Origin of the sequence: Brotonthovivens ammoniilytica, assembly GCF_025566885.1 — a bacterium.
Classification (GTDB): domain Bacteria; phylum Bacillota; class Clostridia; order Lachnospirales; family Lachnospiraceae; genus Brotonthovivens; species Brotonthovivens ammoniilytica.
The window spans coordinates 408,521-432,784 of the sequence record NZ_JAOQJQ010000002.1 but is presented as its reverse complement, the minus strand read 5'-3'; the positions used below and the strand labels follow the sequence as shown (position 1 = coordinate 432,784).

General features: G+C 44.5%; 26 protein-coding genes and 1 riboswitch. Of the genes, 2 read left to right on the top strand and 24 right to left on the bottom strand.

The window, feature by feature from the left end; all coding sequences use genetic code 11:
- Positions 1 to 17: 17 nt before the first annotated feature.
- The 3 genes from OCV88_RS06505 to OCV88_RS06495 form a co-directional block, all read right to left on the bottom strand.
- Positions 18 to 722, bottom strand: a complete 705-nt coding sequence (locus OCV88_RS06505) for a hypothetical protein (RefSeq protein WP_158424756.1) — start codon at positions 720 to 722, stop codon at positions 18 to 20.
- Positions 723 to 956: 234 nt separating this feature from the next.
- Complete coding sequence (locus OCV88_RS06500) at positions 957 to 1,901, bottom strand: ParB/RepB/Spo0J family partition protein (RefSeq protein WP_024721697.1); 945 nt, start codon at positions 1,899 to 1,901, stop codon at positions 957 to 959.
- Positions 1,858 to 2,682 (bottom strand): ParA family protein, encoded by an 825-nt coding sequence (locus OCV88_RS06495; RefSeq protein ID WP_158424755.1) that lies wholly within the window; start codon positions 2,680 to 2,682, stop codon positions 1,858 to 1,860. Before OCV88_RS06495 ends, OCV88_RS06500 begins: the two co-directional genes overlap by 44 nt.
- A 636-nt stretch (positions 2,683 to 3,318) precedes the next feature.
- Positions 3,319 to 3,394, top strand: a riboswitch (Fluoride riboswitch).
- A gap of 50 nt (positions 3,395 to 3,444) precedes the next feature.
- Here OCV88_RS06495 and OCV88_RS06490 point away from each other — a divergent pair.
- Entirely contained in the window at positions 3,445 to 4,620 is a 1,176-nt protein-coding gene (locus OCV88_RS06490) for a cation:proton antiporter (RefSeq protein WP_158424754.1), read from the top strand.
- Positions 4,621 to 4,699: 79 nt separating this feature from the next.
- Here the strand turns inward: OCV88_RS06490 and OCV88_RS06485 are convergent, their stop codons facing one another.
- From OCV88_RS06485 to OCV88_RS06455, 7 genes are all read right to left on the bottom strand, one after another.
- Positions 4,700 to 4,879: a hypothetical protein gene (locus OCV88_RS06485; RefSeq protein ID WP_158424753.1), complete on the bottom strand. Its 180-nt coding sequence runs from the start codon at positions 4,877 to 4,879 to the stop codon at positions 4,700 to 4,702.
- Entirely contained in the window at positions 4,876 to 6,267 is a 1,392-nt protein-coding gene (locus OCV88_RS06480; protein ID WP_158424752.1) for a zinc-ribbon domain-containing protein, read from the bottom strand. The genes OCV88_RS06485 and OCV88_RS06480 overlap by 4 nt, the downstream gene beginning before the upstream one ends.
- Before the next feature lie 474 nt (positions 6,268 to 6,741).
- A complete protein-coding gene (locus OCV88_RS06475; RefSeq protein ID WP_158424751.1) occupies positions 6,742 to 7,983 on the bottom strand; it encodes a site-specific integrase in 1,242 nt (413 codons plus the stop codon).
- 37 nt (positions 7,984 to 8,020) lie between these two features.
- Positions 8,021 to 8,200, bottom strand: a complete 180-nt coding sequence (locus OCV88_RS06470; RefSeq protein ID WP_262590855.1) for a hypothetical protein — start codon at positions 8,198 to 8,200, stop codon at positions 8,021 to 8,023.
- A 90-nt stretch (positions 8,201 to 8,290) separates the two neighbouring features.
- On the bottom strand, positions 8,291 to 8,488 hold the full coding sequence (locus tag OCV88_RS06465; protein WP_158424750.1) for a DUF6462 family protein: 198 nt from the start codon (positions 8,486 to 8,488) through the stop codon (positions 8,291 to 8,293).
- A 415-nt stretch (positions 8,489 to 8,903) separates the two neighbouring features.
- Positions 8,904 to 9,143, bottom strand: a complete 240-nt coding sequence (locus OCV88_RS06460) for a helix-turn-helix domain-containing protein (RefSeq protein WP_158424749.1) — start codon at positions 9,141 to 9,143, stop codon at positions 8,904 to 8,906.
- A gap of 8 nt (positions 9,144 to 9,151) precedes the next feature.
- The gene (locus OCV88_RS06455; RefSeq protein ID WP_158424748.1) at positions 9,152 to 9,562 is read right to left on the bottom strand and encodes a sigma factor-like helix-turn-helix DNA-binding protein; all 411 of its coding nucleotides are present in this window, start codon (positions 9,560 to 9,562) and stop codon (positions 9,152 to 9,154) included.
- A 613-nt stretch (positions 9,563 to 10,175) separates the two neighbouring features.
- Between OCV88_RS06455 and OCV88_RS06450 the strand changes: the two genes are divergently transcribed.
- Positions 10,176 to 10,538 carry a helix-turn-helix transcriptional regulator gene (locus tag OCV88_RS06450; RefSeq protein ID WP_158424747.1) on the top strand — a complete coding sequence of 121 codons (363 nt, stop codon included), beginning with the start codon at positions 10,176 to 10,178 and terminating at the stop codon, positions 10,536 to 10,538.
- 234 nt (positions 10,539 to 10,772) lie between these two features.
- Here OCV88_RS06450 and OCV88_RS06445 read toward each other — a convergent pair whose 3' ends face one another.
- The 14 genes from OCV88_RS06445 to OCV88_RS06380 form a co-directional block, all read right to left on the bottom strand.
- Positions 10,773 to 11,135 carry a metal-dependent transcriptional regulator gene (locus OCV88_RS06445; protein ID WP_158424746.1) on the bottom strand — a complete coding sequence of 121 codons (363 nt, stop codon included), beginning with the start codon at positions 11,133 to 11,135 and terminating at the stop codon, positions 10,773 to 10,775.
- Between the two features lie 20 nt (positions 11,136 to 11,155).
- The gene (locus OCV88_RS06440) at positions 11,156 to 12,904 is read right to left on the bottom strand and encodes an ABC transporter ATP-binding protein (RefSeq protein ID WP_158424745.1); all 1,749 of its coding nucleotides are present in this window, start codon (positions 12,902 to 12,904) and stop codon (positions 11,156 to 11,158) included.
- A 1-nt stretch (position 12,905) separates the two neighbouring features.
- On the bottom strand, positions 12,906 to 14,672 hold the full coding sequence (locus OCV88_RS06435; RefSeq protein WP_158424744.1) for an ABC transporter ATP-binding protein: 1,767 nt from the start codon (positions 14,670 to 14,672) through the stop codon (positions 12,906 to 12,908).
- A 111-nt stretch (positions 14,673 to 14,783) separates the two neighbouring features.
- Positions 14,784 to 15,740, bottom strand: a complete 957-nt coding sequence (locus tag OCV88_RS06430) for an AraC family transcriptional regulator (protein WP_262590851.1) — start codon at positions 15,738 to 15,740, stop codon at positions 14,784 to 14,786.
- 7 nt (positions 15,741 to 15,747) lie between these two features.
- Positions 15,748 to 17,211 (bottom strand): ABC transporter ATP-binding protein, encoded by a 1,464-nt coding sequence (locus tag OCV88_RS06425; RefSeq protein ID WP_158424743.1) that lies wholly within the window; start codon positions 17,209 to 17,211, stop codon positions 15,748 to 15,750.
- A gap of 13 nt (positions 17,212 to 17,224) precedes the next feature.
- Positions 17,225 to 17,947 carry an energy-coupling factor transporter transmembrane component T gene (locus tag OCV88_RS06420; RefSeq protein ID WP_158424742.1) on the bottom strand — a complete coding sequence of 241 codons (723 nt, stop codon included), beginning with the start codon at positions 17,945 to 17,947 and terminating at the stop codon, positions 17,225 to 17,227.
- Positions 17,947 to 18,537: an MptD family putative ECF transporter S component gene (locus OCV88_RS06415; protein ID WP_158424741.1), complete on the bottom strand. Its 591-nt coding sequence runs from the start codon at positions 18,535 to 18,537 to the stop codon at positions 17,947 to 17,949. The genes OCV88_RS06420 and OCV88_RS06415 overlap by 1 nt, the downstream gene beginning before the upstream one ends.
- Before the next feature lie 172 nt (positions 18,538 to 18,709).
- Positions 18,710 to 19,525 (bottom strand): class I SAM-dependent methyltransferase, encoded by an 816-nt coding sequence (locus OCV88_RS06410; protein ID WP_158424740.1) that lies wholly within the window; start codon positions 19,523 to 19,525, stop codon positions 18,710 to 18,712.
- 28 nt (positions 19,526 to 19,553) lie between these two features.
- Positions 19,554 to 20,039 (bottom strand): hypothetical protein, encoded by a 486-nt coding sequence (locus tag OCV88_RS06405; protein ID WP_158424739.1) that lies wholly within the window; start codon positions 20,037 to 20,039, stop codon positions 19,554 to 19,556.
- 25 nt (positions 20,040 to 20,064) lie between these two features.
- Entirely contained in the window at positions 20,065 to 20,694 is a 630-nt protein-coding gene (locus OCV88_RS06400; RefSeq protein ID WP_158424738.1) for a GNAT family N-acetyltransferase, read from the bottom strand.
- A gap of 257 nt (positions 20,695 to 20,951) precedes the next feature.
- Positions 20,952 to 21,560: a helix-turn-helix domain-containing protein gene (locus OCV88_RS06395; protein WP_158424737.1), complete on the bottom strand. Its 609-nt coding sequence runs from the start codon at positions 21,558 to 21,560 to the stop codon at positions 20,952 to 20,954.
- Between the two features lie 61 nt (positions 21,561 to 21,621).
- Positions 21,622 to 22,065: a winged helix-turn-helix domain-containing protein gene (locus OCV88_RS06390; protein ID WP_330671928.1), complete on the bottom strand. Its 444-nt coding sequence runs from the start codon at positions 22,063 to 22,065 to the stop codon at positions 21,622 to 21,624.
- Positions 22,066 to 22,132: 67 nt separating this feature from the next.
- Complete coding sequence (locus tag OCV88_RS06385; RefSeq protein ID WP_158424736.1) at positions 22,133 to 22,513, bottom strand: metal-dependent transcriptional regulator; 381 nt, start codon at positions 22,511 to 22,513, stop codon at positions 22,133 to 22,135.
- An 11-nt stretch (positions 22,514 to 22,524) separates the two neighbouring features.
- Positions 22,525 to 24,261: an ABC transporter ATP-binding protein gene (locus OCV88_RS06380; protein WP_158424735.1), complete on the bottom strand. Its 1,737-nt coding sequence runs from the start codon at positions 24,259 to 24,261 to the stop codon at positions 22,525 to 22,527.
- Positions 24,262 to 24,264: the final 3 nt, after the last annotated feature.

Below are 24,264 nucleotides of genomic sequence, written 5' to 3'. Positions count from 1 at the left end.
CTTAAAATTATTTTGTTTTAGCAGTAGCCGATATAGATGTTGTACTCCGTATCGGATAGCTTTTCTGTCCATATCCACACAGCGGTAAAACCCTCGCTGTTCTTGTATCGGTTCAGTCTGCTTTCAATATCAGACTTGATACCGCTTCGGTTAGGATTTGCGGATATGGGGTTGTCCCAACATTCTGTCGCCGTGCTGTCAAGAGAAAGCCCTATGCTTACCGCATACTCTTTTGCGTAACTAACATAAGGGCTGACATCGAATGTCTGCTTGGGCGGCTCTGTCGGTTTCGGTTCTGCCGGCTTTTCAGTCGGCTTTTCAACCGGCTTTTGTTCGGCAGTTGTCTGTTCTTTCGGCTGTTCCGGTTGTTTTTCGGGTTCAGCCTGCGTGGTTGTCTGCTTCGGTGGCTCTGCCTTTGGCTTTTCGGTTGCAGGAGTATCAGCCGTTTTATCTTCCGCCGGTTTTGTCTGAACAGTTGCTACCGTCTGACTTTCAGCGGTTGATTTGCTTTCTTCTGCCGTAATCGGTGTTTCCTCCTGAACTGCCGTGCTTTCCGGTTCTTCTGCCGTTTCTTCCTGAGAATCTGTTTCGGTATTACCAGCCGGAAAAGAAGTCTCTGTTTTCGTTATCTCCTGTGCAGCTTCTTTGGCTGTGTTACCGTTACAACCTACGAGGAAAATCATCAGGCAGGCAAGAACACAAGGTATCAGCCTGTTTTTCATATCCATCGCTCCTTTCTGCTTTAATCGTAATCAAAACCGGTCAAAACATCAAAGGTGCGATTGGCTGAACTTTTTATCGTAGCAGACATTTTGCTTTTGCTCCAAATGTGCGAACCCTTTTATAGACAGCTATATGTTATTAGAGATAGATATACTCAAGGGAGATAGAGTATATTTTTTCAGCAGGTTAATAGCCGGTATATATAGGGGTTAGAGTGTGAGAAAGGGGGGAGGCTATCGGCTGTCACGGTCGGCTCTGCTTCGCAGAAACTTGTTGTAATGCTCCAATGCCTTGCACACAAAATCCTCCGTTTGGCTTATGGGAATGTTCTTCGGGATAAGCTGTCGAACTCTGTCGCCCCTCAAAACAATTTTCTCCCTTTGGTTTGGCTTTTCCTCCGACATAATCGCTTGGATTGCTTCGGTTGTGAGCTTGCCCTCCTCAAAGAACTTTCGCATACGGATTGTTTGGTCGTGGGATGGGGTTGCGTCGTTCAGGTCAATTTCGTCAACCACATCACGCTGACTGTCCTCATCGAGAAAAGACAGTTCAACCGCCGGTCGCATTTTAATTCGCCCCTCATCAACATATTCCAAAAGTTCGGGAACAAGGTTTGTAAGGCGAATATATCTGCGAACTTGGGTTTGACTGTCACCCGACTGCTCTCCAATTAGTTGTGCTGTTTCTTTTCCGCTTGACTTCCAACCCACTGGGTCGGAAGTTAGGTCTGTTCTTTTGCCTTGTCTGCTCAATGCCTCCAAACGCATTTTGTAGGCATAGGCTTTTTCTGAGGGAAGTATTTGCGACCTTTGGTAGTTGCTCTCAACCATTAAAATCGTGGCTTCGTCTCGGTTCAGTTCAACGACCTCACAACGGAGAGTATCAAACCCGGCAAGCTCACAGGCTCGCTTTCGTCTGTGTCCCGATATGAGTTCGTATCTGCCGTCCTCTTTCTGCCTTACCGTCGCCGGAGTGATTACCCCTCGTTCCTTAATACTCTCAATGAGCTGTGCCATATCCTCGTCATCACGCACCTTAAAAGGGTGGTCGGGGAAATCGTCAATCTCAGTCAAGGGAATATCTCGGATTTTTGAAAGCTTTTCTTCATCTCTCTGTTCCTGCGTTGAGAATAAGTCATCGAGCTTCGTGAGAGTGAAGTCGCTCTTTCTTCCTGCCATCGGCTAACACCTCCTTTGTAAATTCGGTGTACGCCTTTGACACCGTACTGTTGGGTTCATAGGCAAAAATGCTCTTGCCTTTGGAAGAAGTCTCTGCGGCTTTTACGGCAATCGGGATATATGTTCGATACATCTTAATTTGATTACCGAAGTTCTCTCTCAGAGCTTCTACCGTGCTTTTGGCGAGGTTGGTACGGCTATCCACCAAAGTGAGAAGCATACCGTCAATCTTCAAGTTCGGATTGATACGCTTCTTAACTCGTGAAATGGTCTGAACAAGCTGCGTCATTCCTTTAGCCGGTAAATACTGAGCCTGAACGGGAATAATAACGCTGTCTGCCGCAGATAGAGCATTGATTGTTACCATTCCGAGGGAAGGCATACAATCTATAAGGATATAGTCATATTTGTCCTTCACTTCGCTGAGATAATTTCTCAATGCCGTCTCTCTGCTCATTGCGTTGACAAGGTTAAATTCCATTGCAGAAAGCTCAAGGTTTGCCGGAACAAGGTCTACACCCTCGTCGTGGTGCAGAATACCGACCGTAGGGTCATTCATCGTTTCGTTTAAGACATCTGTGAGTTTCGTTGCAAGCGTGATACCCAAGTTGTCTGTATCCTGCCAACCGAGACAAGTGGTTAAGTCGCCCTGTGGGTCTGCGTCTATGAGCAGCACTTTCTTTCCCTGCATTGCAAGACCGACGCCGAGGTTTACCGTAGTGGTCGTCTTTCCAACTCCGCCTTTTTGATTGCATATCGCAATCGTTTTGCAGTTCGACACTTTGTGCGTCCTCCTTTCGTAAAATTCATAGCCATCGCAGTATGGCTATGTACTTGACCGGCTCATTTCCTAACCGGTCGGGCAATATTTGTTCTCAACACCCCTTGCCGAGCAATAAGCTCACGGGAAGTCACTAAGGAACAGACTGCTAATCTGTATCATAGGAATTTCACCTCTGCCGGGTACTCCGCCAGCTCCGTAGAGAAGTATCATTATCCTTCTGACTGTCATCGCCGTAACAGGGGCAACCTATTACTTATACCGGGAGTTCTCGCTGTTCTGCAATGCAGAAGTCACGGCGTACCCGATAAGGTGGCTAAAATCATCAGAATTAAAGTCTTAGTGAATGATTTATTCAGTTGTCAAAATACAAGTGAAAGGGCTGACCTTTTTGTGGTTCGGAATTAACCCCTTCACTCATTTGGACAAAGGGGGTCAAAATGCACACCCAAAATCACCCATTTTTCAAAAATTTCTTGAAAATATTTTTTAGAAACAAAAAAGCCGCCTATTTCCCTCGTAATTGAGGTCAATAGACGGCGGGTAGAAATATTCATATTTTTGGTGTATAATAAGAGTTAATCAAAAGAAAAATTTGAATTTTCTGTTGCGAAAGAGAAGAAAAAATATTATAATATCAACATTGGGAATGAGGCGCTCCCATGGGTAATAACCCCTAAACCGCAATTATGCTGATGGCTTCTGCGAAAACCACGCAGAAACTGTCAGCTTTTTTAGTTCCTGTGGTATAAGGAGGATTATATGTTAACGAGTATTGCTATTATTTTGTTGTTCGGGTTACTGGTGGGATGGATATTTTCAAAAATGAAATTACCAAGCTTGCTGGGAATGATTATCGTGGGAATTGTATTAAGTCCACATTGTTTGAATTTAGTAGATGACTCGATACTTACTATATCAGGAGATTTGAGACAGATTGCATTAGTTATTATTCTGACAAGAGCTGGCTTGTCTTTAAATTTTTCTGATTTGAAAAAGGTAGGTCGTCCGGCAATTCTAATGTGTTTTGTACCGGCATGTATTGAAATGATGGGAACAATAATTTTCGCACCGTTATTATTAGGTGTATCTATTCTGGATGCAGCAATCATAGGAAGTGTCATAGCTGCGGTATCTCCTGCGGTGGTTGTTCCAAGAATGATAAAACTGATAGAGGATGGATATGGTACGGACAAGAGTATTCCACAGTTAATTTTGGCGGGAGCATCTGTGGATGATGTGTTTGTGATTGTAGTGTTTACCGCACTTACTACTTTAGCTTCAACAGGGGAAGTATCTGCAATAAGTTTCATACAGATACCGACATCTATTTTGCTGGGAGTTCTTTTAGGCGGAGCAGTAGGAACTATTCTTGTATGGTTTTTTAGAAGATTTCACATACGTGATTCCGTAAAGGTGCTTATCATTCTAAGTGTTTCATTTCTACTGCTTGAATTGCAAAATAGACTGGAAGGTATTGTGCCGGTTTCAGGGCTGTTGGCAATAATGAGTATGGGCATTATCATCAATCAAAAATATGATGTGTTGGCAAAGCGTCTATCCGTAAAATATAATAAGCTTTGGCTTGGAGCAGAAATATTCCTATTTGTATTGGTTGGGATTGCGGTTGATTTGAAGTATGCATTAGCGGCAGGTGTTGTAGTGATTTTGTTAGTAATTTTGGCGTTGGTATTTAGGATGATGGGAGTAGCAGTATCGCTTGTCAAAACAAAGCTAAATAAAAAAGAGCGTCTATTCTGTATGGTTGCATATACACCAAAGGCAACAGTTCAGGCAGCGCTTGGAACGGTACCGCTTGCGATGGGGCTGTCTTGTGGAGAGATTGTCCTTACGGTTGCGGTAATATCTATTTTAATAACAGCACCTTTTGGAGCGATATGTGTTGATAATTCGTATAAAAAGCTATTATCAAAATAAGAGTGAAATTTCAGTTTGTCGGATTTACTCTAAAATTAGCAAAGACCGCTTACGTCGTGTAGGCGGTCTCTTTTTGTGTTTAGAAATATTTGATTTTGACCTTTCTTTTCTTGGCTGAAAGCACCTTGCAGAGAACATCGTCAACTCCGTCGGTGTATCTGCCTTGTGCTATCAGGCTGTTCTTCAAACGGATAAGTGATTGTATCACTCTGCTGTATTCGTCATCATTAAGATAGATATGGAACTTTTCTTCTCTCACAGTCGCTTCCTCCATTCATTGAATTTTGCTCTGATTACCGAAACATCTGCTTCGACATCAGAATAAATAAAGATATGTACGCTTTTGAAAACTGCTTTTACTCTATCGGCATACTCCGCTTCCGTTTCGGTTGTCTTAAAAGGGAGTTTTACAAGTTTTATATTTCGCTGCTTGCATAGATGGCTTTTGAGAACCTCCATATGTTCTGAGCCGTTCGTAAATTCTATCGCCAGCTTTTCTGACGGAATGTAGGTTTCAAGTGGTATTCCTAATAGTTTATCTGAACCGAGCTGTACCTTTAATCCTTTTTGATTGGCGTAATAGGCGACCGCCAAGCCGGGGAATACGGAGCGATATTCTTTTTCGCACACAGTGCATTTTTCTCCGATAATTGTTCTATCGCTGATTTTTGCTTTCCAAGAGTGTCCCAGTGAACATTTCCACCACACACTTTTCATCGACCTTCTTGACACTTGTGTCGGGAGCAGAGAGTTTGTTTCGTAATCCCATTCAGCAAGCAGTCTCCTGTCAGTTGTGGCTAAATCATTGTATCCTGCAAGAACCGCCCTGTCCGCACAAACCGGGCATACTGTTCCTTTTACACGAGCATTGATAACGGACTTCCACTCATTGCCACAGGTCTTACACTTCCACCAAACATTGTGTCTTGATTTTGCGTTTACCTCATCAGGCATTAGGGGATAATTTCTTTCTGACCACTCAGCCGCAAGTTCAGGGTGCGTAGTCGCCAAGTCATTAAATCCTTTGAGCAATGTATATCCGCTGCAATACGGACATCTGCTCCCATCGGCACGGGTTGAAATAAGAGTGTGCCACTCGTTTCCGCAATCTTTGCATTTCCACCAAGCCTTACTGTTTGCAAAGGCTGTCACCATTGTAGGTAGCAACGGAAGATTTCTGTCAGACCATTCAGCAGCAATATCGGGATACTGTGAAGCAAGGTCATTGAATCCGGCAAGGACTTTATTGTGTGAGCAGTATGGACAGCCTGTGCCGTTTATCGTTCTGCTTTTAACGCTTGCTTCCCATTCGTGTCCGTGTTTGCATTTCCAAATAATCTTCTTATGAGAAGCGACAGATATCTCGGTTGGCTTTAATTTGTTCTTTTCAGACCACTCCTGAGCTAACAGGGGCTTCAATGTGGCTAAATCATTGATACCCTCTATTACTCTCGCTCCTGAGCATATCGGGCATTTCTCGCCCTTTGAACGAGCTTTAACGCTCGTTTCCCATTCGTGTCCGCAAGCACCTTTCCACCACACTCTTTTATTTGAACCGAAGGTTATCTTATCCGGCGTCAGCGGTAAATTCCTCTCTGACCATTCAGGAATTAGCTCCGGGTGAACGCTTGCTAAACTGTTGCTCATAGTATAACCACCCCTTCCTCTTTGATTATCCTCATTATATTGAGAAAAACAGAATTGGTGTAGTTTGCGATGTAGTCCGAAAACTATGAGAAATGAAAGAAGCTCCTGAGAAGATGTAGCTTCTCAGGAGCTGTGTGAAACTCAAAATTATGCGATTTTTTAGTCTCTGCACCGTTTTTAGCACCGATTGGTGTAAATTTGGTGTAAAGAGGTAAATTTATTCAGTTTGGAAAGTCCCGAAACCCGCATAAACACTGGCTTTTTCTTACTTGTCGTTCGGTAAGGACTTCATTGTGGGGATTTCTAACCTCATACATCCGTTAGAATTTATTATCCCTTATTAAAACACTTTACAGTCTGTTATCAGTTATCCTATAAACCTTTAAAACTGATTAAGGCTCTCGAAATTGTCGTACTCTTGTCGTACAGCACATAATTTGTCGTACTCTCTTTAGCACTGTAAAAGACTCTTTCCTAAAATACGTCTATCTTATGTGCTAACTTTTCGATTGCTTCGTGTTTCTTTGTTTCGGTGACTTCTGCATAAATATCCAGCGTAGTCTCTATATTCGCATGGCCCATGATAGACTGAATCACCTTTAAATTTGTTTCATTCTCACAAAACCTTGAGCAAAAGGTATGCCTCAAATGATGGCATGAGAAATGTGGTATCAAAAGCGGCTCTCTGTGTTCTCTTGCTGCCTTTACCACTTCTTCTGCATTGTACGATTCATAAATACGCTTGATAGCCCGGTTGATTGCCTGCGGATTATGTACGTTTCCAAAGCGGTTCATAAAAATAAAGCCTTTCATACCGTCAATTTCCGTTTCATTAAATCCGTTTTCCTGCTGCTCATTCCACTCTTTCTGCAGTGCTTCGTAAACAGCATCCATCATGGGAATAATGCGTATTCCTGCTTCTGTTTTGGGTAGAGATATAGAAAACGTACACATGGGATGTTCTTTGTAGTCTCTGCTGTAATAAACTAAGCTGTGATTGATGTTGATCAACCGTTTCTCAAAATCTACATCTTCCCATCTGATACCGATAGCTTCCCCGATCCGGCATCCTGTTCCAAGTAAAAACTTAAAAATACTCAGCCAGCGGTCAAACTTCGGATTGTCCTCTATATATCGGATAAAGGCTCGTTGTTGCTCCAACGTCAAAGCATGGCGAACACCGTGATTTTTTCCAGGCAGTTTTTTTATCTGTGCCATAACACCATCGCTGGGATTTTTCCGTATAATATTATCCCGCAGCGCTAACTGAAAGGTCGGATGAAGTACCGTATGAATTGTCTCCAGTGTATTAATCTGCATTGCCTTGTCTTTTATTAAATGCTGATAAAAATGCAGAACATCTGAAAATTTTACCCCGGCAATCTTCTTTTTCCCAAAGCCGTCCCTGACAAAACGATTATACATATATTTATAGTTTGTCATCGTTGTATCTCTAAGCTCTGCTTTCGTAGAGATATATCTGTCAAAGACAAAATTGATTGTAGCGCTTCCGGCAACATATGTATCCAATCCGTCTAATTGGTCTTTAATCAGTTGTTCTTCCCGCTCCCGCAGCGTTTTAATGTCTTTGGAATAAATACTCTTTCGCCGTCCCTCCGGATCGGTGTAAGTATATACATATTTTCCATCACATCTACGCTGAGTTTCGCCTTTTCTTAAAACCCTCCCTTTGTTATCTTTCCTTGATTGCGCCATTTTAGCTCCTTTCACAAGGAAAGAGTTTTCGCATTAGCTACTCTGAGGACTCTTCCATTTGATATTGCAGGTCGATCCCTCTTTGCAGCACTTCTGTTATGGTCATGCCATGTTTGGACGCATACTCTCTAAGTTTTGTGGCTTCGTCCTCTGTCAGCTTCAAACCGATTAAACTGTTTTTCGGATTGTCTGACCTTGGCCTTCCTGTTCTAGCCACTCCATACACCTCCATCCATTTCATAATTATTATACTTTTTGTTTAACGAAAAGTCAACACTTATTTTCTGTTATACGAAAAATCTTTCCTCTATTCTCTCACACGAAATGTTTCCAGATACTGATCGAATGTATCCAAATCCACTAATACCATCCTGTCTATTTTCAAAATGGCTCCGGCATCCTTCGCCAACGCCTGAAACTTATTCATTCCCATGCTGTACATCTCTGCACCTTCTTTATATCTTACCAATCTCTTTTTTTCTAATTTTTTAGGTGTCCTCTGCATTACATCATTCTCCCTTAAGTATTTGTAAGCATATATAGCTTCACTGCCATTACTTTTCTAAAAATCCTGCAGGCGGCTGTCGGGGAACAGCCTCATTGGTATCTCACCATCTTTTCAGACCGGAGCAGCCTCTCCGGAAGTGTCATTATCAGAAACAGTATCCTCGCCGCAAAGTTCCCACGCTCTGCCCGCAGCATGATATTTCTTCGCTCCTATCCTTCTTCAACTTCTGCTCTGTCTATATATACGAACTTTACGACACGATGTCACAAAGTAAAAATTGAAGCCGGATCATCCTGGCGTATCTGCCGCCCAGCTCCACTGTTTCTTTACGTCCTGCAGGATAAAATATTCAATTATCAAGGTACAGTGTCTTCAAAGACAGAAATAGAAAGGGAATATTCCTGTCCTTTCGTTATAGCCGGATCTCAAAATCCAGAATTTTTGTAATCAGCTTTGTCTCCAGCCGCCTTTTCATATATTCATCGGTCACATAATGGATTCTTCCAAATTCATCCTTATATTCTCTCTTGCACTCACTATTGATAAATGGCTGAAAATGGGAAAGTATCTGATTGATTGCTTCGGCGTCGCCTTCAATAGCAGCCTGGATTGTTTCAAACTCCGGCATTTCTCTGTGTTTCTTTGCTTTCATATGTAAATTCACTCCATCAATTTTCTCAAAAGCCTTAAAGAATCATCTTTATGATAATGTATGGTACTCTGCACCAATTTCAGGCAGTTAGCGATTTCTTTCTCTGTCATATTCAGAAAATAAAGCATCAGGATAATTTCCCGCTTTTTTACAGGAAGTTTTTTCAACGCCATGCTGATCCACTCGTTGCGGACAGGAACCTGCCTTCCCATAACGGTAAAATAATCTGCCATATCATAATCGTCACAGCTATACAGAGCGTCCAGGTCTTTCTGCAGAAGTTCAGAAAAAATTACTTCCCGCTCTCTCTGCCGATCCAGCTCATCAAGATAATTCAGTGCCTCGCCATGCAGAACTTTAATGCAATAGGTGCAAAATTTTCTCCGCACGATTTCTTTTTCCTGACGGTTCAGTTTCAAAAGGGATCACCTCCCTTCTGCTTAAAGCCGTAGTAAAAGATGTATGATCCTCCCTTTCACAGCGAGGACAGGAGGGAAACCGATAAAAAATCGAAAAAGCGTGAAAATTTTTAAAAAAACTTTTCTCCAACTTCTCCAAAACCTTTCATCAGAATCTTTCTCTGATGATTGGCGGCCCTCGGTTTCGAGGTTTATGGAGAAAGTTCCACAAATTTCGACAAAAAATAACGCCAGGGAGTTTTTTACACTTCCTGACGCTGCTTATTAAATTTTGATTATATGGAATTTTATGCCAACCGGATAGGTATAATAATACTCTTTGAAAGATATAAGGCAGACCACCTACGGACAGAATTTTTTTAATAATTCATTTAGACTAAGACTTTTCCTTTTCTTTAAAACGAATACCATCCATATTCCTTCCAACGGCAGAACACAGATGGGCAGGAAACTCACAAATAAGCCCTGCTGTGGAAAGCCGTTTTTTTTATTTCCTTCTGCAGGGCTATATATATTCTTTTTATTTCAGCATAATATTGCCTATCAGATACGAAAGATTAGGTTATGTTAAAACTAAAATCGGCAAGATAGAATATATATGAGGTGAATGATTATGCCGAAAGATAAGCTGACTTATCTGGGAAACTGTATTCGCCAGGCAAGAAACGATTGCAATCTTACGCAACAAGATCTCGCAGATCAGTCACATGTGGCGATTAAAACAATCCAGATGATCGAAAAAGGGAAAATAAATCCCTCCTATGAAATCCTCTATCCATTAATTAAACGTCTTGGTATTTCTGCCAATACTTTGTTTAACCCGGAAATATCCGATACGGACGAGGAAATTCAACGGTTCATAGGGAAATTTCAAGCCTGCCTCCCTGAAAACCGCAAGATCCTACTAAACACGTTGAATTATCTGGCAGAACAACTTCTAACTCTTCAGCACGATCCCAGCGAGAGTCCAGAGTGAAACCAGCAGGGCAAAAACTCATTTTGTTACTGCTGGTTTCTTTTGCTCTATATCCCATTATTAAAGCCTCTTGATTACAGCTCTCAACAATCTGTCACTCAACTAAAACTATATTATAATGTTAATTTGTGTCCCTTCAGCGCAAAATCTCTTTAATTCTGGCATAATTCAAAAAGAACTTTTCGTAATTTTCCGGCATCATTTCTTTAATCAATGTTCTTCCTCATAACATTACTACTTTTTAGATGCTGCTTTCATTTTTTCAAAACTCTCTGCACTTATCACATGCTCCATCCGGCAGGCATCTTGTTCCGCAGTCTTAGGATCAACACCTACGGAGATAAGCTGTTCAGTAAAAAAACAGTGTCGCTCGTAAATTTTTTCAGCAACCTCTCGCCCCCCATCAGTCAAATGGAGAAAATGATCCTCGTCCATCGTAAGAAAGCCGCCGTCTTTCAGAGTGTTGACAGCAACACATACACTTGGTTTTGACACTCCCATGTGCCGGGCAACATCTACAGAGCGTACCATATTGAGTTCTTTTTGAAGGACAAGAATAGTCTCCAAATAATCCTCTCCAGATGCATGAAGTTTCATAATACGTTTTACCTCAATTATCAGGCAATGCTCCAGCCCTCCGCCTGCTCACGGATTGTAATGAAACGGCGATAAAGTCCTTCCTGCTGAACAAGCTGCTGATGTGTTCCTTTCTGAACAACTTGACCTTTATCCACCACTAAAATCTGGTCAGCGTGTTCAATCGTTGCCAGACGGTGGGCGATAACGATAACCGTTTTCCCAATGGTCAGTTCACTGATTGCCTGCTGGATCAGATGCTCATTTTCGGGGTCAATACTTGCTGTTGCCTCATCAAGAATTACAATGTTGGCATTTTTCAAAATGGCGCGGGCAATAGAAATGCGCTGTTTTTCTCCGCCAGACAGCGTGGAGCCGCCCTCGCCGATTACGGTTTCATATCCATCGGGAAGATCCATTATGAAGTCGTGGCACCGGGCCTTTTTCGCGGCCTCTATAATTTCTTCCTTCGTTGCACTTGGATTGCCGAAACGGATGTTGTTTTCAATGGTATCGTGGAACAGGTAGACCTTTTGAAAGACCATCGAGATATTGCGGAGCAAACTGTCACAGGTCATGTTCCGCACATCCTCACCGCCTACTGTGACCTTGCCGCTGTCCACATCATAGAAACGGGCAATCAGGTTGCAAATCGTGGTCTTGCCGCTGCCAGATGGCCCTACAATGGCCGTAGTGCTGCCCTGGGGGATGGAAAAGCTGATATTCCGCAAAACAGGAACTTTATCGTAGGAAAATGTCACATCACGGAAAGCAATGTCTGTGTTCTGCAAAGAAATATCTTTCCCGTCTTTGTCTATAATGTCAGCGTGTTCAATGCCGTCCAGTTTATCCAGCGTAGCATCAATAACCTCCAATACATGGGCGGCGTTGTTCATGGCTTCCACACTTCCAAAGATCATAAAGGAGAACATATCCAGCATGAGCATGGTAGGAAGTTCCATACTGCCGTTATAGGTCAGCCAAGCAGCCACAGCTACAATGGCAATGGAGGCGGCTTTCAGCGAAAACAGGTGCAGGCAGTTGAAGGGCATATATTCCACTTCAATTTTGATGTTGATTTTCTTGCTGTCGTTGTATGCTTTGTGGATACCGGCAATAGACACGCCTTCCTGCTTAAAGGCTTTCACCACCTGCATCCCCCGCAGATACTCGATGGAACTTTCCACCATATCGTCCTGCGCCTTTTGATGGATAGGCGCGTTTTGGTGGCTGCGCGCCTCCAGCAGATGAAGAAACAGGGCAGACAGAAGGACGCCAGCCAGAGCAATTCCTCCCGCCATAGGACTATAAAATGCAAGGAACAGTATCAAGACGATAACTGTGATATAGCCGTTGACCACGGTGTTTACCATGTTCATGGCATACATTTCCATGAACGAGAGATCGGTTGTTGCGGCCGCCGACAACTCACCGATATTGTTCTTGTTGAAAAAACCCAGCGACACCCGTTTCAAAATATCTCCCAGCCGGATTCTCTCGTCAGCGGTTGCTTCATAACCGACACTTTCCTGCGTGATGGCTCGGAGATAAGAGAACAGGTATCGACCCAGTACAGCTAAAATCATGGCCCCCAGCATGATCCAGATGTCCCGGCCCTCCAATGGCTTGACGCCACCCCAGTCATCCAGAACAGCACTTAATCCATTCGCAGCCAGCATAATAGGGATTGCGGTAAAAATGCTGTGAATGAAAGCGTAGATAAACCCGATGTAAATACGCCGTTTATATTTTCCTGTCCATTGGATCAGTCGATTTACAATCCGAAACATATCAGTTACCTCCTTTCCCGGAACCGGCAGACCAGTTCTGTGCTCCGATATGCGCCTCCCACATATCCCGATAGAGAGAGTCGCTATCTAAAAGTTGCTGATGCGTGCCCATATTCTCAACCTGTCCATTTTGCAGGACGATAATCTGATCAGCATTTTTGATGGTGGACAGACGATGGGCGATGACAAGCAAAGTTTTCCCTTTTGTCAAAGCAGCAATGGACTGCTGAATTTTTTCTTCGTTTTCCTGATCGGTGAACGCAGTTGCCTCGTCCAAAATCACGATAGGGGCATTTTTCAAAATCATGCGGGCAATGGAGATGCGCTGTTTCTCGCCACCTGAAAGCCGGTTTCCCGCATCTCCGGCCATCGTGTCATAGCCATTGTCCAATTTCTGTATAAATTCATCACAGCAGGCGGCTTTTGCTGCCGCATATACTTCTTCGTCCGTAGCATCAGGGTTTCCCAGCCGGATATTTTCCTTGATGGAGCAGTTAAACAGGAAGTTATCCTGTGTAACAAAACTGACAATATCGGCAAGTTGGGCCAGCGGCATACTGCGAATGTCCACACCGCCAATGGTGATTTTTCCATCGTTCACATCCCAAAAGCGGGCAATCAAGCGGGCAACGGTGGACTTGCCTCCACCGGACGGGCCGACAAGCGCCGTAAACTTTCCCTCCGGGATTTTCAGATTGATATGGGAAAGCACCGGTTTACCGCTCTCTTTATCATAAGAGAACGAAACATCCTGAAGTTGAATGTCTTTGGACGGCACCTCCACTGGTTTTCCAGTATCAGGCAGTTCCTCCGCATGGAGCAACTCGTCCACGTCGTGGACGGCGTATTCAATCGCCTTCGTCTCATTGATGTAAGTAGTAAAGTTCATCAGCGGGCCTACAATACCCAGCGAGAGGATCAGGCACATTGCAAGGTCCTGCGGCGTAAGGCTACCGTTCCAGTAGAGATACATACCAATCGGGAGCGTTCCCAAAAAGGTGGACGGTAGCACAGCAGCAACAAAGTTCATCACTTTCCAGGAATTTTGATACCATTTGAGGGTGTAGTCTTTGAAGGACTCTACCGCCTTGGTGAACTTTTCGTAAGAACTGGAGGACTGATTGAACGCCTTGATAACTTCGATACCCTCCACATACTCCACGATCACGCCGTTCACATAGTTGTTGGACTCCATGTAATCAGCATAGAGCTTGTTAAAATTCTTCATCATCATAGCAAAAGCAATCAGAACGAAAGGCAGTGTGACCAGCATCGCCAGCGCCATACGCCAGTCGATGCAAACCAGATAAACAAAGACTGCCACAGGGAGCAGCAGGTTGGAGATACACTCTGGAATCATGTGGGCCAGCGGCAGCTCAATCGTTTCCACCCGATCTACCAATACATTTTTCAGTTTACCCACAGACTCTCCGATGACTGTCCCCAGCGGCGCTTTCATCAGCCGCTGGGCAAGAGCCAAACGAATATTCTCCAAAATGGTATAGGCGGATATGTGGGACAGGCTCGTTGAAATACCATAGAGCAAGAAGCGTATCGCATAAGCGCCAAGTCCGATCCAGCACCATTTCCAAACCTCTGCCATCACAGGTGAACCGCCGATAAAGAGCGTGATAATTTGGTAAACACTCCAATAGGGTATCAGTCCGGCAACCACACTGATGATCGCACATAAGACGGACAGGACAATCTTGCCCCGGCACTGTGAAGCAAAGGAAAACACAATAGAAATCCAGCTTTTCTGCTTCATTTCCTTTCCTCCTTAAGCAAAATAATAGAGAGTATCAATCGACTTGATACTCTCTAAGTATTGCAGATATTCATGTTGCCCGCCACTCTGCCCAGCCGGATTTTACTCCGTTTAGATTTTTATTTTTCGATATTCCAGCGGCGTTTTTCCCTTTACCTTCTTGAACGCCTCAGAAAACTTGCTGGTGTTCGTATAACCAACTTTTCCGGCAATCACCGTAATCGGTTCATCCGTCTGTGTCAAAAGAGAAGCTGCCAGGTCCATACGATAATTCCGCATATAGGTATAAATGGCGGTGCCATACACGCCCTTAAAGCACTGCTTTAGGGCAGAAGTAGAAATATCAAACTTTTCAGAAAGTTCCTCCATCGTGAAATGGCGCTCCGGCTCATTTGTCATAAACGACATGATAGCCTTGACCTTCTCCACCTGAGTCTTATAAAAGTAGGGACGCTCCACACCTAAGACTGTAGGGTCTACCGTCCTGAGCGTGACCAACAATTCCAGGATCTTTACCCTGAGATATTCCAGACGGATATTATCAGGCACTTGGTACAGTTCTGAGATTACATGGTCGGGGACAGAGTTTCCATGCATGATGAAAGGGCGTGTTTTCAAGGCAAATTGCTGTTCAATCTGCTCCAGGTCAATGGAAAACAGGGACAGAAGATCACCCAAACCCTCTACCGCTTCGGGGACAGAAATCGTAACTGTAATCCCGTGGTAATGGCTTACAGGAAAGCTGCAATGGTTGTTTTCCGTGGCAGAACTGTCCAACATAATATCGCCGGACGCAAGATAAAGATAAGCGCCATTGCTGACTTCCCACTCGACGCGGCCTTCTCTGCAATGGTGAATTGCAAAAGTGTGCGTATTTTGTTCAAACTTCCTTGACGGGCAGTGCTCCATGTGAAAATCATTATACATGACACCTATTCCGGGATATACTTCATAATAGGTTGCAGTTCCGTCTCCTGTTTCATTTTTCATTTGGTAGACTGAGCAGGATTCATCCCGGCAGAGCAAATTCATATTTTGCTGCGAGAAAAACAGGTCGCTTTTATTCAAACTGGGATCACCTCGATTCTATAAAAAAATTTTGAAGGCGCTGGAACCCTGCGGCATCCAAAGCATATTGTTCCTGTACCACACCATGCTCCAGATGCAGAATATGAGTACAGCAACTGACGATTAACTCATAATCATGGGTAATGACAAGAGAGGTCTTTCCCATTTCCTGTATCGTAACGAGTTCATCAGCCACTTCTTTCATGTGCTGTAAATCCAGACCGCTGGTAGGTTCATCCAGCACTAAAATCTTACGCTCGGAAACAAGAGCGGTGGCAATCGCCACCCTCTGCTTCTGACCACCGGAGAGCGCCATCGGATGCCGCTCCCTAAACTGCAACAAATCCAATCGGTCAAGAATTGCATCTGCCTTATCCGAAGCTGGCTCCGCCATGCTGATGAGCATTTCTTCCTCTGTGCTTTCTGTAAACAACTGATGGTTGACATCCTGCATGACCATATAACACAGGGACAGCCTCTGTTTTCTATTATACGTTTTCCCATCCGCTTTCACAATGCCCTTACAGTGTTTCTCCAATCCGCAGAGACACCGGGCCAAGGTGGATTTTCCGGCACCGTTATGGCCGATCACTGCGATAATACCCGCCTGCGGCAACGAAAGTCTATCAATATCCAGCGCATCCCTTTGCTTTGTATAAGCAAAATGAAAGTTCTCACATTCGATAGTACCGTAGCTTACAGTAGGATGTGCTACTACCGGGAACGCCCCCAAGTCAAAAGGCCGCAATCCCATTTCTGCCTGTTGCATTGCGGACAGTTTCAATACGTCCGAAGCCAGATAATCTTTTTCAATTTTTCCGTTTTTCAAATAGATAACACGGTCTATCAGCTCTTTCAGATAATAGAGCCGATGTTCCGCAATAATAATGGTTTTCCCTTGCTGTTTCCAAATCTGGATCATCCAGCGCAGATCTTTTGTGGCTGACATATCCAGATTAGAAGATGGTTCATCCAGGACAATGATGGGCGGATCACTGACCGATACAGAAGCGCAGGCGATTTTCTGCTTTTCTCCGCCGGAAAGAGAAAAGATATTTTTCCCCAGCAGGTTCTCCATCCCAAACTGCTCCGCAGTCGATGTCACCCGCTGAATGATTTTTTCTTCAGGCAAGCCCTGATTTTCACACCCAAAGGCCAGTTCGCTGGTAGAGTCCACCGTAAAAAACTGTGTACGGGGATTTTGAAAAACGCTCCCCACATATTTTGCTGTTTCATAGAGCGGAAGGGAACTGATGTTTTTTTCATCCAGCAGGACTTCGCCGCTTAACTCGCCCTCGTAATAATTCGGGATCAGCCCATTCACCAGGCGGGTCAGGGTTGTTTTTCCGCAGCCGGATTGCCCACACAAAAGGATAACTTGCCCGTCCGGGATGATTAAGTCAATGTTTACAAGCCCACCGGCATCCGTTCCCCCGGCATAGCGAAAATTGATATTGCGAAGTTCAATCATAGACTCCTTCCTCCTAACAGATAAAGAAACCGACCCAACAGGGTATCGCCAGCAGGAAGAAAAAAACATCCAAAGGTCCAAACCCAATTTTACAAATATTTGTCCGTTTCTGCGGCGCCCCAAGCCCTCGTGTGAGAGCCGCCGCAGACAGTTCTTCTCCGATTTTGGCAACCGACATCATCAGAGGGACCACCCTGTATTCCAGCATCTTCATGGGACTGCGGAGAGTAGTGATGCCGCGCATCTTCATGGCATCCCGTATAGCCGCATATTCCTCTTTGACTGTGGGAAAAAATCGGAATACCACCGACATAGGGATCACGATTTTTTGTGGAATGTGCATCTTCTCCATCGCAGCAACAAATTCACTGACTGTTGTCGTACTCACCAGATAATATCCCATGATAAATCCGGGGAGCATGTGTGTATAGATTCCGACTGCTGCTCCCAGGATAAAATTCCATGTGCCAGTGAGCAGCGGTAATACCGTTAATTCCAAAGCAAACAGAATAGCGTATGTAACAGCAAATCTAGCTGCGTCCACCCATTTCCTTGAAAGGAGCAGGAATACAATCGGGCACGCCATGAGGCACGGGCGAACCAGGTTCATAAATCCGCCCGTGCCGCCGGTAATCATAATAGTGCTGACAGTTACAGTCAAAAACAGTTTTGTCCTCGGATCGGTGGGAATAACAGATTTGTTTTCAAATTTTAGCGTTGTAACCGCCGCATCCATCAGGCAATCCCCGCCTTTTCAAAATGCTTTTTCAACACGGCCTTGCCAAGAAGTGCCCCAAAAATGCCACCGATAAAGGTTACAACGAATAAAACAGGGAACATCCAATTTGGGGTGTAGGACATAAGCGTATCTACATATTCCTGTCCATAACTACTTACAAGCGAAGCAAAGAACTCTGTGCGGGTGAGGAACATCCGGCTCACATAACCCATGATCCAAAGGGAAAACACACCATTGGCAAGGAATGTGCATTTCCAACTTTGATATTTTCCGGCTCTTAAAATCAAATCGCTTGCAATGCCAAAAATAATCCCAGCAACCAGCACCAAAATTCCGCTACCCATGATTAAATTCAGTAAGCCAAGGATAATGCCGGTCAGTGATACCATGCCAAACTTCTTGACCTTTGTTAAGTACAGCATAAAGGGAATACCGCACAGGATGGGGCACACCAGTCCAAGCAGTGGGATAAAGATAGGGATATACCCCAGCATCATGCCTGCAAAGAAAATGACAAAATAAATGGCGGTGAAAATGCCTACATTAATCAGATCTTTGGCTTGTAGTTTGTTGCTTCTTGTTTCCATTTTCTACATACCTCCAGCGCAGTTAGATTTCTCTAACCTATTGTGATTAAAAATAGCGAAACAGGATTTCGCATAATTATATTTTACTAAAACCAAATAGGCTGTGCCACTCTGGATAGGTTGAAAATGCTCCATATGGTTTCCAATTTTCTCATGCCATAAACCGAGAAAGTTATTTCCGCCCCACCAACATCCGGGACTCTCCCAGCATCATCATCGCCGCCCGGCGGTGGGATCCGAAGGCTTCCTCTGCCGTGTCGATCAGGCGGACTTCCTGGTAACCCATGTCCCGAAGCCGCTGCGCAAAAACTTCCATATCCCCGTACATCCGGGGTTTCATCTCATCATTAATGGCAAACACACCGCCTTTTTTCAGTACCCGCAGGGTTTCCAGAAGAAGCCCCTGCTTATCCGTTCCGGTGATATTATGGTAGACATAGTTGCTCACTACGGCGTCAAAACTCCCATCGGGAAAATCTAATTTGCAGGCATCGCCCCGCCGGAACATGCATCGAAATCCCACCCCTTCGCTGGCTGCGTTCTTTTCGCAGAGGGATTGGCTGTAATGATAAACAGCGCCCCAATAATCGATGCCGGTGACTACGGATTCCTGCCATGTGAGAGCCGCCCGGATGGATAGCGCCCCGGAACCACAGCCCACCTCCAGCAAGTTTCCTTTTCCATCATAATCAAGATGAAACAGAAGAACCTGATGGACTTTTTCCATCATGCCGCCCCCATCGAAAGCGTACTGCCGCCGTATCCATGTGATCCATATGAGCAATGCCAGCAGTACAACTACAGCACCTGTAAAAATCACGCCCAACACAGTAATGTGAAACACCGTAAAGGACAATACCGACAATACCGCCGTTATGGCGAGAAGGCCTCCTGCCATATAAAATACCGGGTTAGACATCCAATTCCCGTAATCCTCCCCATGCCTTCCAAGGTGAATATTTTCCTGTTTGATCCTCTTTTCCACCATATCATTGTCTCCTTTCTTCATGATTCCGTCACAACAGCGCTGTAAAAAGGCCAACGGCTATACAGGCAGGAAGACCCAGGAGCATTCCGATACCGGACTGGCGGATGTGGAAACGGTAATCTTTATATTCTTCCATATCCTCCGTCCCCGGAATCCGTACCCGCCGGGAATGGCAGAACCAGACACAGTCCAGGATCAGCCCATCATACCAATCGATGATCAGCCAGATCAGATAAGAATCCCTGAAGCCCTGCCAGAATGTCTGCGCACCGTTAAAACACTTCAAAGTCCATGAAAGCGCTGCGATAAACACCAACATCGCTGCGGTCTTCCGCACAATATCCCCTTTGGTGAAACGCTTCTTCCGTTCTTCCACAAGCCCCAATTCCATGCATTTTTTCCGGATTGCCGGGGGATAATCTCCGACAGACGCTATAGGATCCTTCAGTGTGACCAGCACAATTATAATCGTAAAAAGAAAGATCCCTACCACACTTTCTATCAATACAACCATGAATTCACACGCCTCCTTAAATCTTTTAGCGGTTCACATGATATTCATAAATGATAGTTTTATGACCGGAACCATCCGGGAATAATTTTTCTGCCGCTTTTGTAAAACCACGTTTTTCATAAAACTCCCAGGAAGCCAGTGTATTCGTCATCAGTTTTACGGTATCTGCTCCATCTGCTTTGGCTCTGTCCATAAACTTTTCCATAAGCGCTGTCCCCAGCCCTTTACGGTAAGCTTTTCTGGATGACAGCGCCACCAACTCCAGGTCACAGCCGGTAAAAAATTTCTCATCCCGCTCACGCAGCTGCAAAAAGAAAGCGTCAAACTGCTTCTGGAAAGCTTTAGACAAATGATATTGTTTCAAATAAAACTTAAAAAACATCCGGCACCATGCCCCATAATGTCTTTTACAGTGGTCAGAATTTGTTTTCCGCAGGCGGATTTTTTTATCATAATTTCCGGAAATAAACCCTACGATCTGATGATCCGGCGATTCCGCCACATAAGTAAAACTGCACTTTTCTATGAGAACCTGGGCATAATCCCGCAGAAAGATCCGGTCATTGGCATTGATAGGGCAAGTAAAAAAACCTTCATAAAAACATTGGCCGCAGCCAACTGCATCCTGTTCTCTATATGGCCGGATTATAAACATAATAAACCCACCTCCTGCATTTTATGGTTAGTCATTTCTAACTTTAGATGATCCTATTATAACTTTATCTTTGTCAAATTGCAATTCCTGATTACAATATTCCTTCCCTGAAAATAGTCCTGCAAAAGTACTGATATGATGAAAAAAACTAAGCGCCGAAAATTCCCCTGGCGCTTAGCTCTAAAGAAAGCAAATCTGAATTTCAATTTTCCAAATACTCTATATTTTCAGAATGCTGGTATCTGCATGAAAATGCATTATGCTATCAGCACAATTATAATAAGGAAAAGCAAAAAGAAAGTTCCCCATATCAGGATCTGTAGATTTACATGCAAAAAAGTTAATAAAGCTAAAGTCAGGCAGATCCCCAACACCGTAAATATGGCGTAGATTTTTCTGCCTGTAATGTCTTTCCTGTTGCTGATAAGAAGATAAAGCCCTATGGGAATAAATGCAATAAAAGCGCCTGCAACAATTCCTCCGCCTATACTTCCATAGCCATAAAATTTTATAAAAAATGTAACAAACAGCATTGTGATACACGCAATACATGTAATAAGCCTATCCTGATGTTTATTTCGCTTATTCATTTCAACAGCATTTTCCATCAAATGAACAATAGCCGTATCGTCCTGAAAAAGTTGGGCTTTTTCTTTTTGTCTCTCCGAGTGCATTAATTCCAAAACTGATACTTCAAGAGCCTCTGCTAAGGGCAGAAGCAAATTGATATCCGGGAAGCCTTTTCCCCGTTCCCAACGGCTTACCGCTTTATCTGTTACCATTATTTTTGCTGCCAGTTCTGATTGTGTCATACCCTTTTCTTTGCGGCACTGTGCGATAAAAGTGCCAAATTTTTGAGCATCCATCCTAGCACCTCCTGGCTATTATCATACAACAACCTCTGCTATTTTTAAATCGATGCTTTGTTTACTTCGCAATTTTGCGCCTAAAATCTTTATCCATTGCAAAAACATATCCTAAATTGGATACCGTTTGAATATAAACTGGGGTTTCTTTATGATCTTCCACTTTTTGCCGGATGCGGTTTATTGTATTTGTCACCGCTGATAAACAGCTTTCACTATCTTCCGCCCAAACGTTCTCAAAAATTTCTTCTTTGGTGAATAAAGTGCCTGGATGCTGCGCCATAAAACTTAAGACCCCATATTCATATCTTGATAGATGAATCTCTTTTCCATCCTTCAATACCCTACGTTGGCTTAGACGAATTTCCAGACCTGGATAATATAAAATGGAACAGACCAGTTTGCTGTCTGCTTTTTCTTCCTCATCCGTCCATTCCAGTAAAGTTTTTTCTCCTGTATTCACTCCATCGCAAAAAATCCTTGCAACAATTTCTATTTTCTTCACTAAGAATCTCCTCTTAACGTAAAACAGACGGCTCCAGAAAATCTCCAGGGCCGCCTAAAAAATCAGTTTATTTTTCTATTTTCGTATCGGGCTTGGCTGCCGCCTTTATCTTTTCAAAACTTTCTGTACTTATCACATGCTCCATCCGGCAGGCATCATTCTCCGCAGTCTTAGGATCAACGCCTGCGGCAATAAGCTGCTCGGTGAAGAAACAGTGTCGCTCGTAGATTTTTTCTGCAGTTGCTCGGCCCTCATTGGTCAAATGGAGAAAGTGATCCTCATCCATTGTGAGAAATCCACCGTCTTTCAGAGTGTTGACCGCCACACATACACTTGGCTTTGACACTCCCATATAGCGGGCAACATCTACAGAACGCACCATACCGAGTTTCTTTTGGAGAACAAGGATAGTTTCCAAATAGTCCTCCCCGGACGCATGAAGTTTCATCTGAACCTCCTTTACTGAGCCAACTTCCAGCCGATAGCCTCCTGTCTGGCCGATACAAAGTCGGCATACAGGCCCTTTTGCCGGATCAACTCCGCATGAGTGCCGCGCTGAACGATATGAGCGTTGTCCAGCACAAGGATCTGGTCGGCGTTGCGAACGGTTTTCAGCCGGTGGGCAATCATGATGATAGTCTTATCATGGGTCAGCGCCTCGATAGCCCGCTGCAATTCATCCTCATTTTCCGGGTCAACGCTGCTTGTCGCCTCATCCAAAATGATGATGGGCGCATTTTTCAGCATGGCACGTGCGATGGAAATCCGCTGTTTCTCGCCGCCTGACAGAGTGCCGCCGCCCTCGCCAATCACAGTATCATAACCATCCGGCAGGGCAGAAATAAAGTCATGGCAGCAAGCCTTTTTCGCCGCCTCAACCACCTGCTCATGGGTAGCGTCCGGGCAGCCAAACTTGATATTGTTCTCAATCGTATCTGCAAAGAGGTACACGCTCTGAAACACCATCGAGATATTCTTCATCAGGCTGTCCAGTTTGAAATCCCGTACATCCGTACCGCCTATGGTAATCTTCCCGGCGTTCACATCCCAAAAGCGGGCAATCAGGTTGCACATCGTTGTCTTACCTGCCCCGGAAGGGCCTACAATGGCCGTAGTCGTTTTTTCGGGAATGGTAAAGCTGACCTGATCCAATATCTTGCGGTCTGCGTAGGAAAAATCCACCTTGTCAAACACGATTTCGCTGGACTTCGGCGTAATGTCAGCGCCTTTCTCGTCCATCACCGGCGTGTCATCAATGGAGTTTGCCGTATCCATCGAGGCCGCTAGCATTTGCAGCAGAGAGGCCATATTCCCGGCGTTCTCCAAATCGTTGAACACCATAAAAGAAGCGATTACCAAAATCAGGCCGTAGGCCAGCGGCAAAGAGCCATCCAGCCAGAACCAGACTGAGGCCAGCAACAGCAGGACGCTGAACACCCGGACAACCACTTGCTTGATAGCGTCATAGGGAACGCTGGCTTTTGTCAGTTTCAGGTTATCCCGGCAGCTTGCCTGAATAGCGTTTCCAATGGATTGTGTGCTGTCCCGTTCAAGGCCAAATGCTTTGACAATCCCCATGCCCTGAATGTACTCCAACACGGACTCCACAAGAGACTCCTGCGTGTGCTGGCGTACCGAGCTTAGAGCCGCAGACTTGCGGAGGGCCAGTTCCGCCGCTGCAAGATAAAGAAGGACACCGACAGCAGCCACAAGCCCGATCCGCCAGTCGAATATCAGCAGGACAATGACAAGCGCCACTGAGTTGAAAAATCCACCCAGTACAGACACTAGGACACGAGCCGCCGAGTTCTCTACATCGCCCAAAGTCGTTGTAACAATGGCGGTAATGTTCCCGATACTATTCTTGTTGAAGTAGCCCATCGGGATATAGCGCAGCCGATCTCCAATGTGGATACGCTTTTCCGCTACCATGCAATAGCCGGTTTCCGTTTGCTCCATCGTGGAAAAGTAGGTCGTGATGATACGCCCGATGAGGGATACCGCCATAATTCCCAACGAGATCCAGATAAACTTTCCGTCCCGGTTGTCAGATACCAGCGCACCGATCACTACAAAGAGGGCGGCAAACTGCATGGCTGAAAACAGCCCGGACAGGAACGCAAACAACAGGGATTTTTTCAAAAGCCCCTTTTTGCTGCCTGCAAAAGCAAAGATTTTTTTCAATGTTCCATACATCTG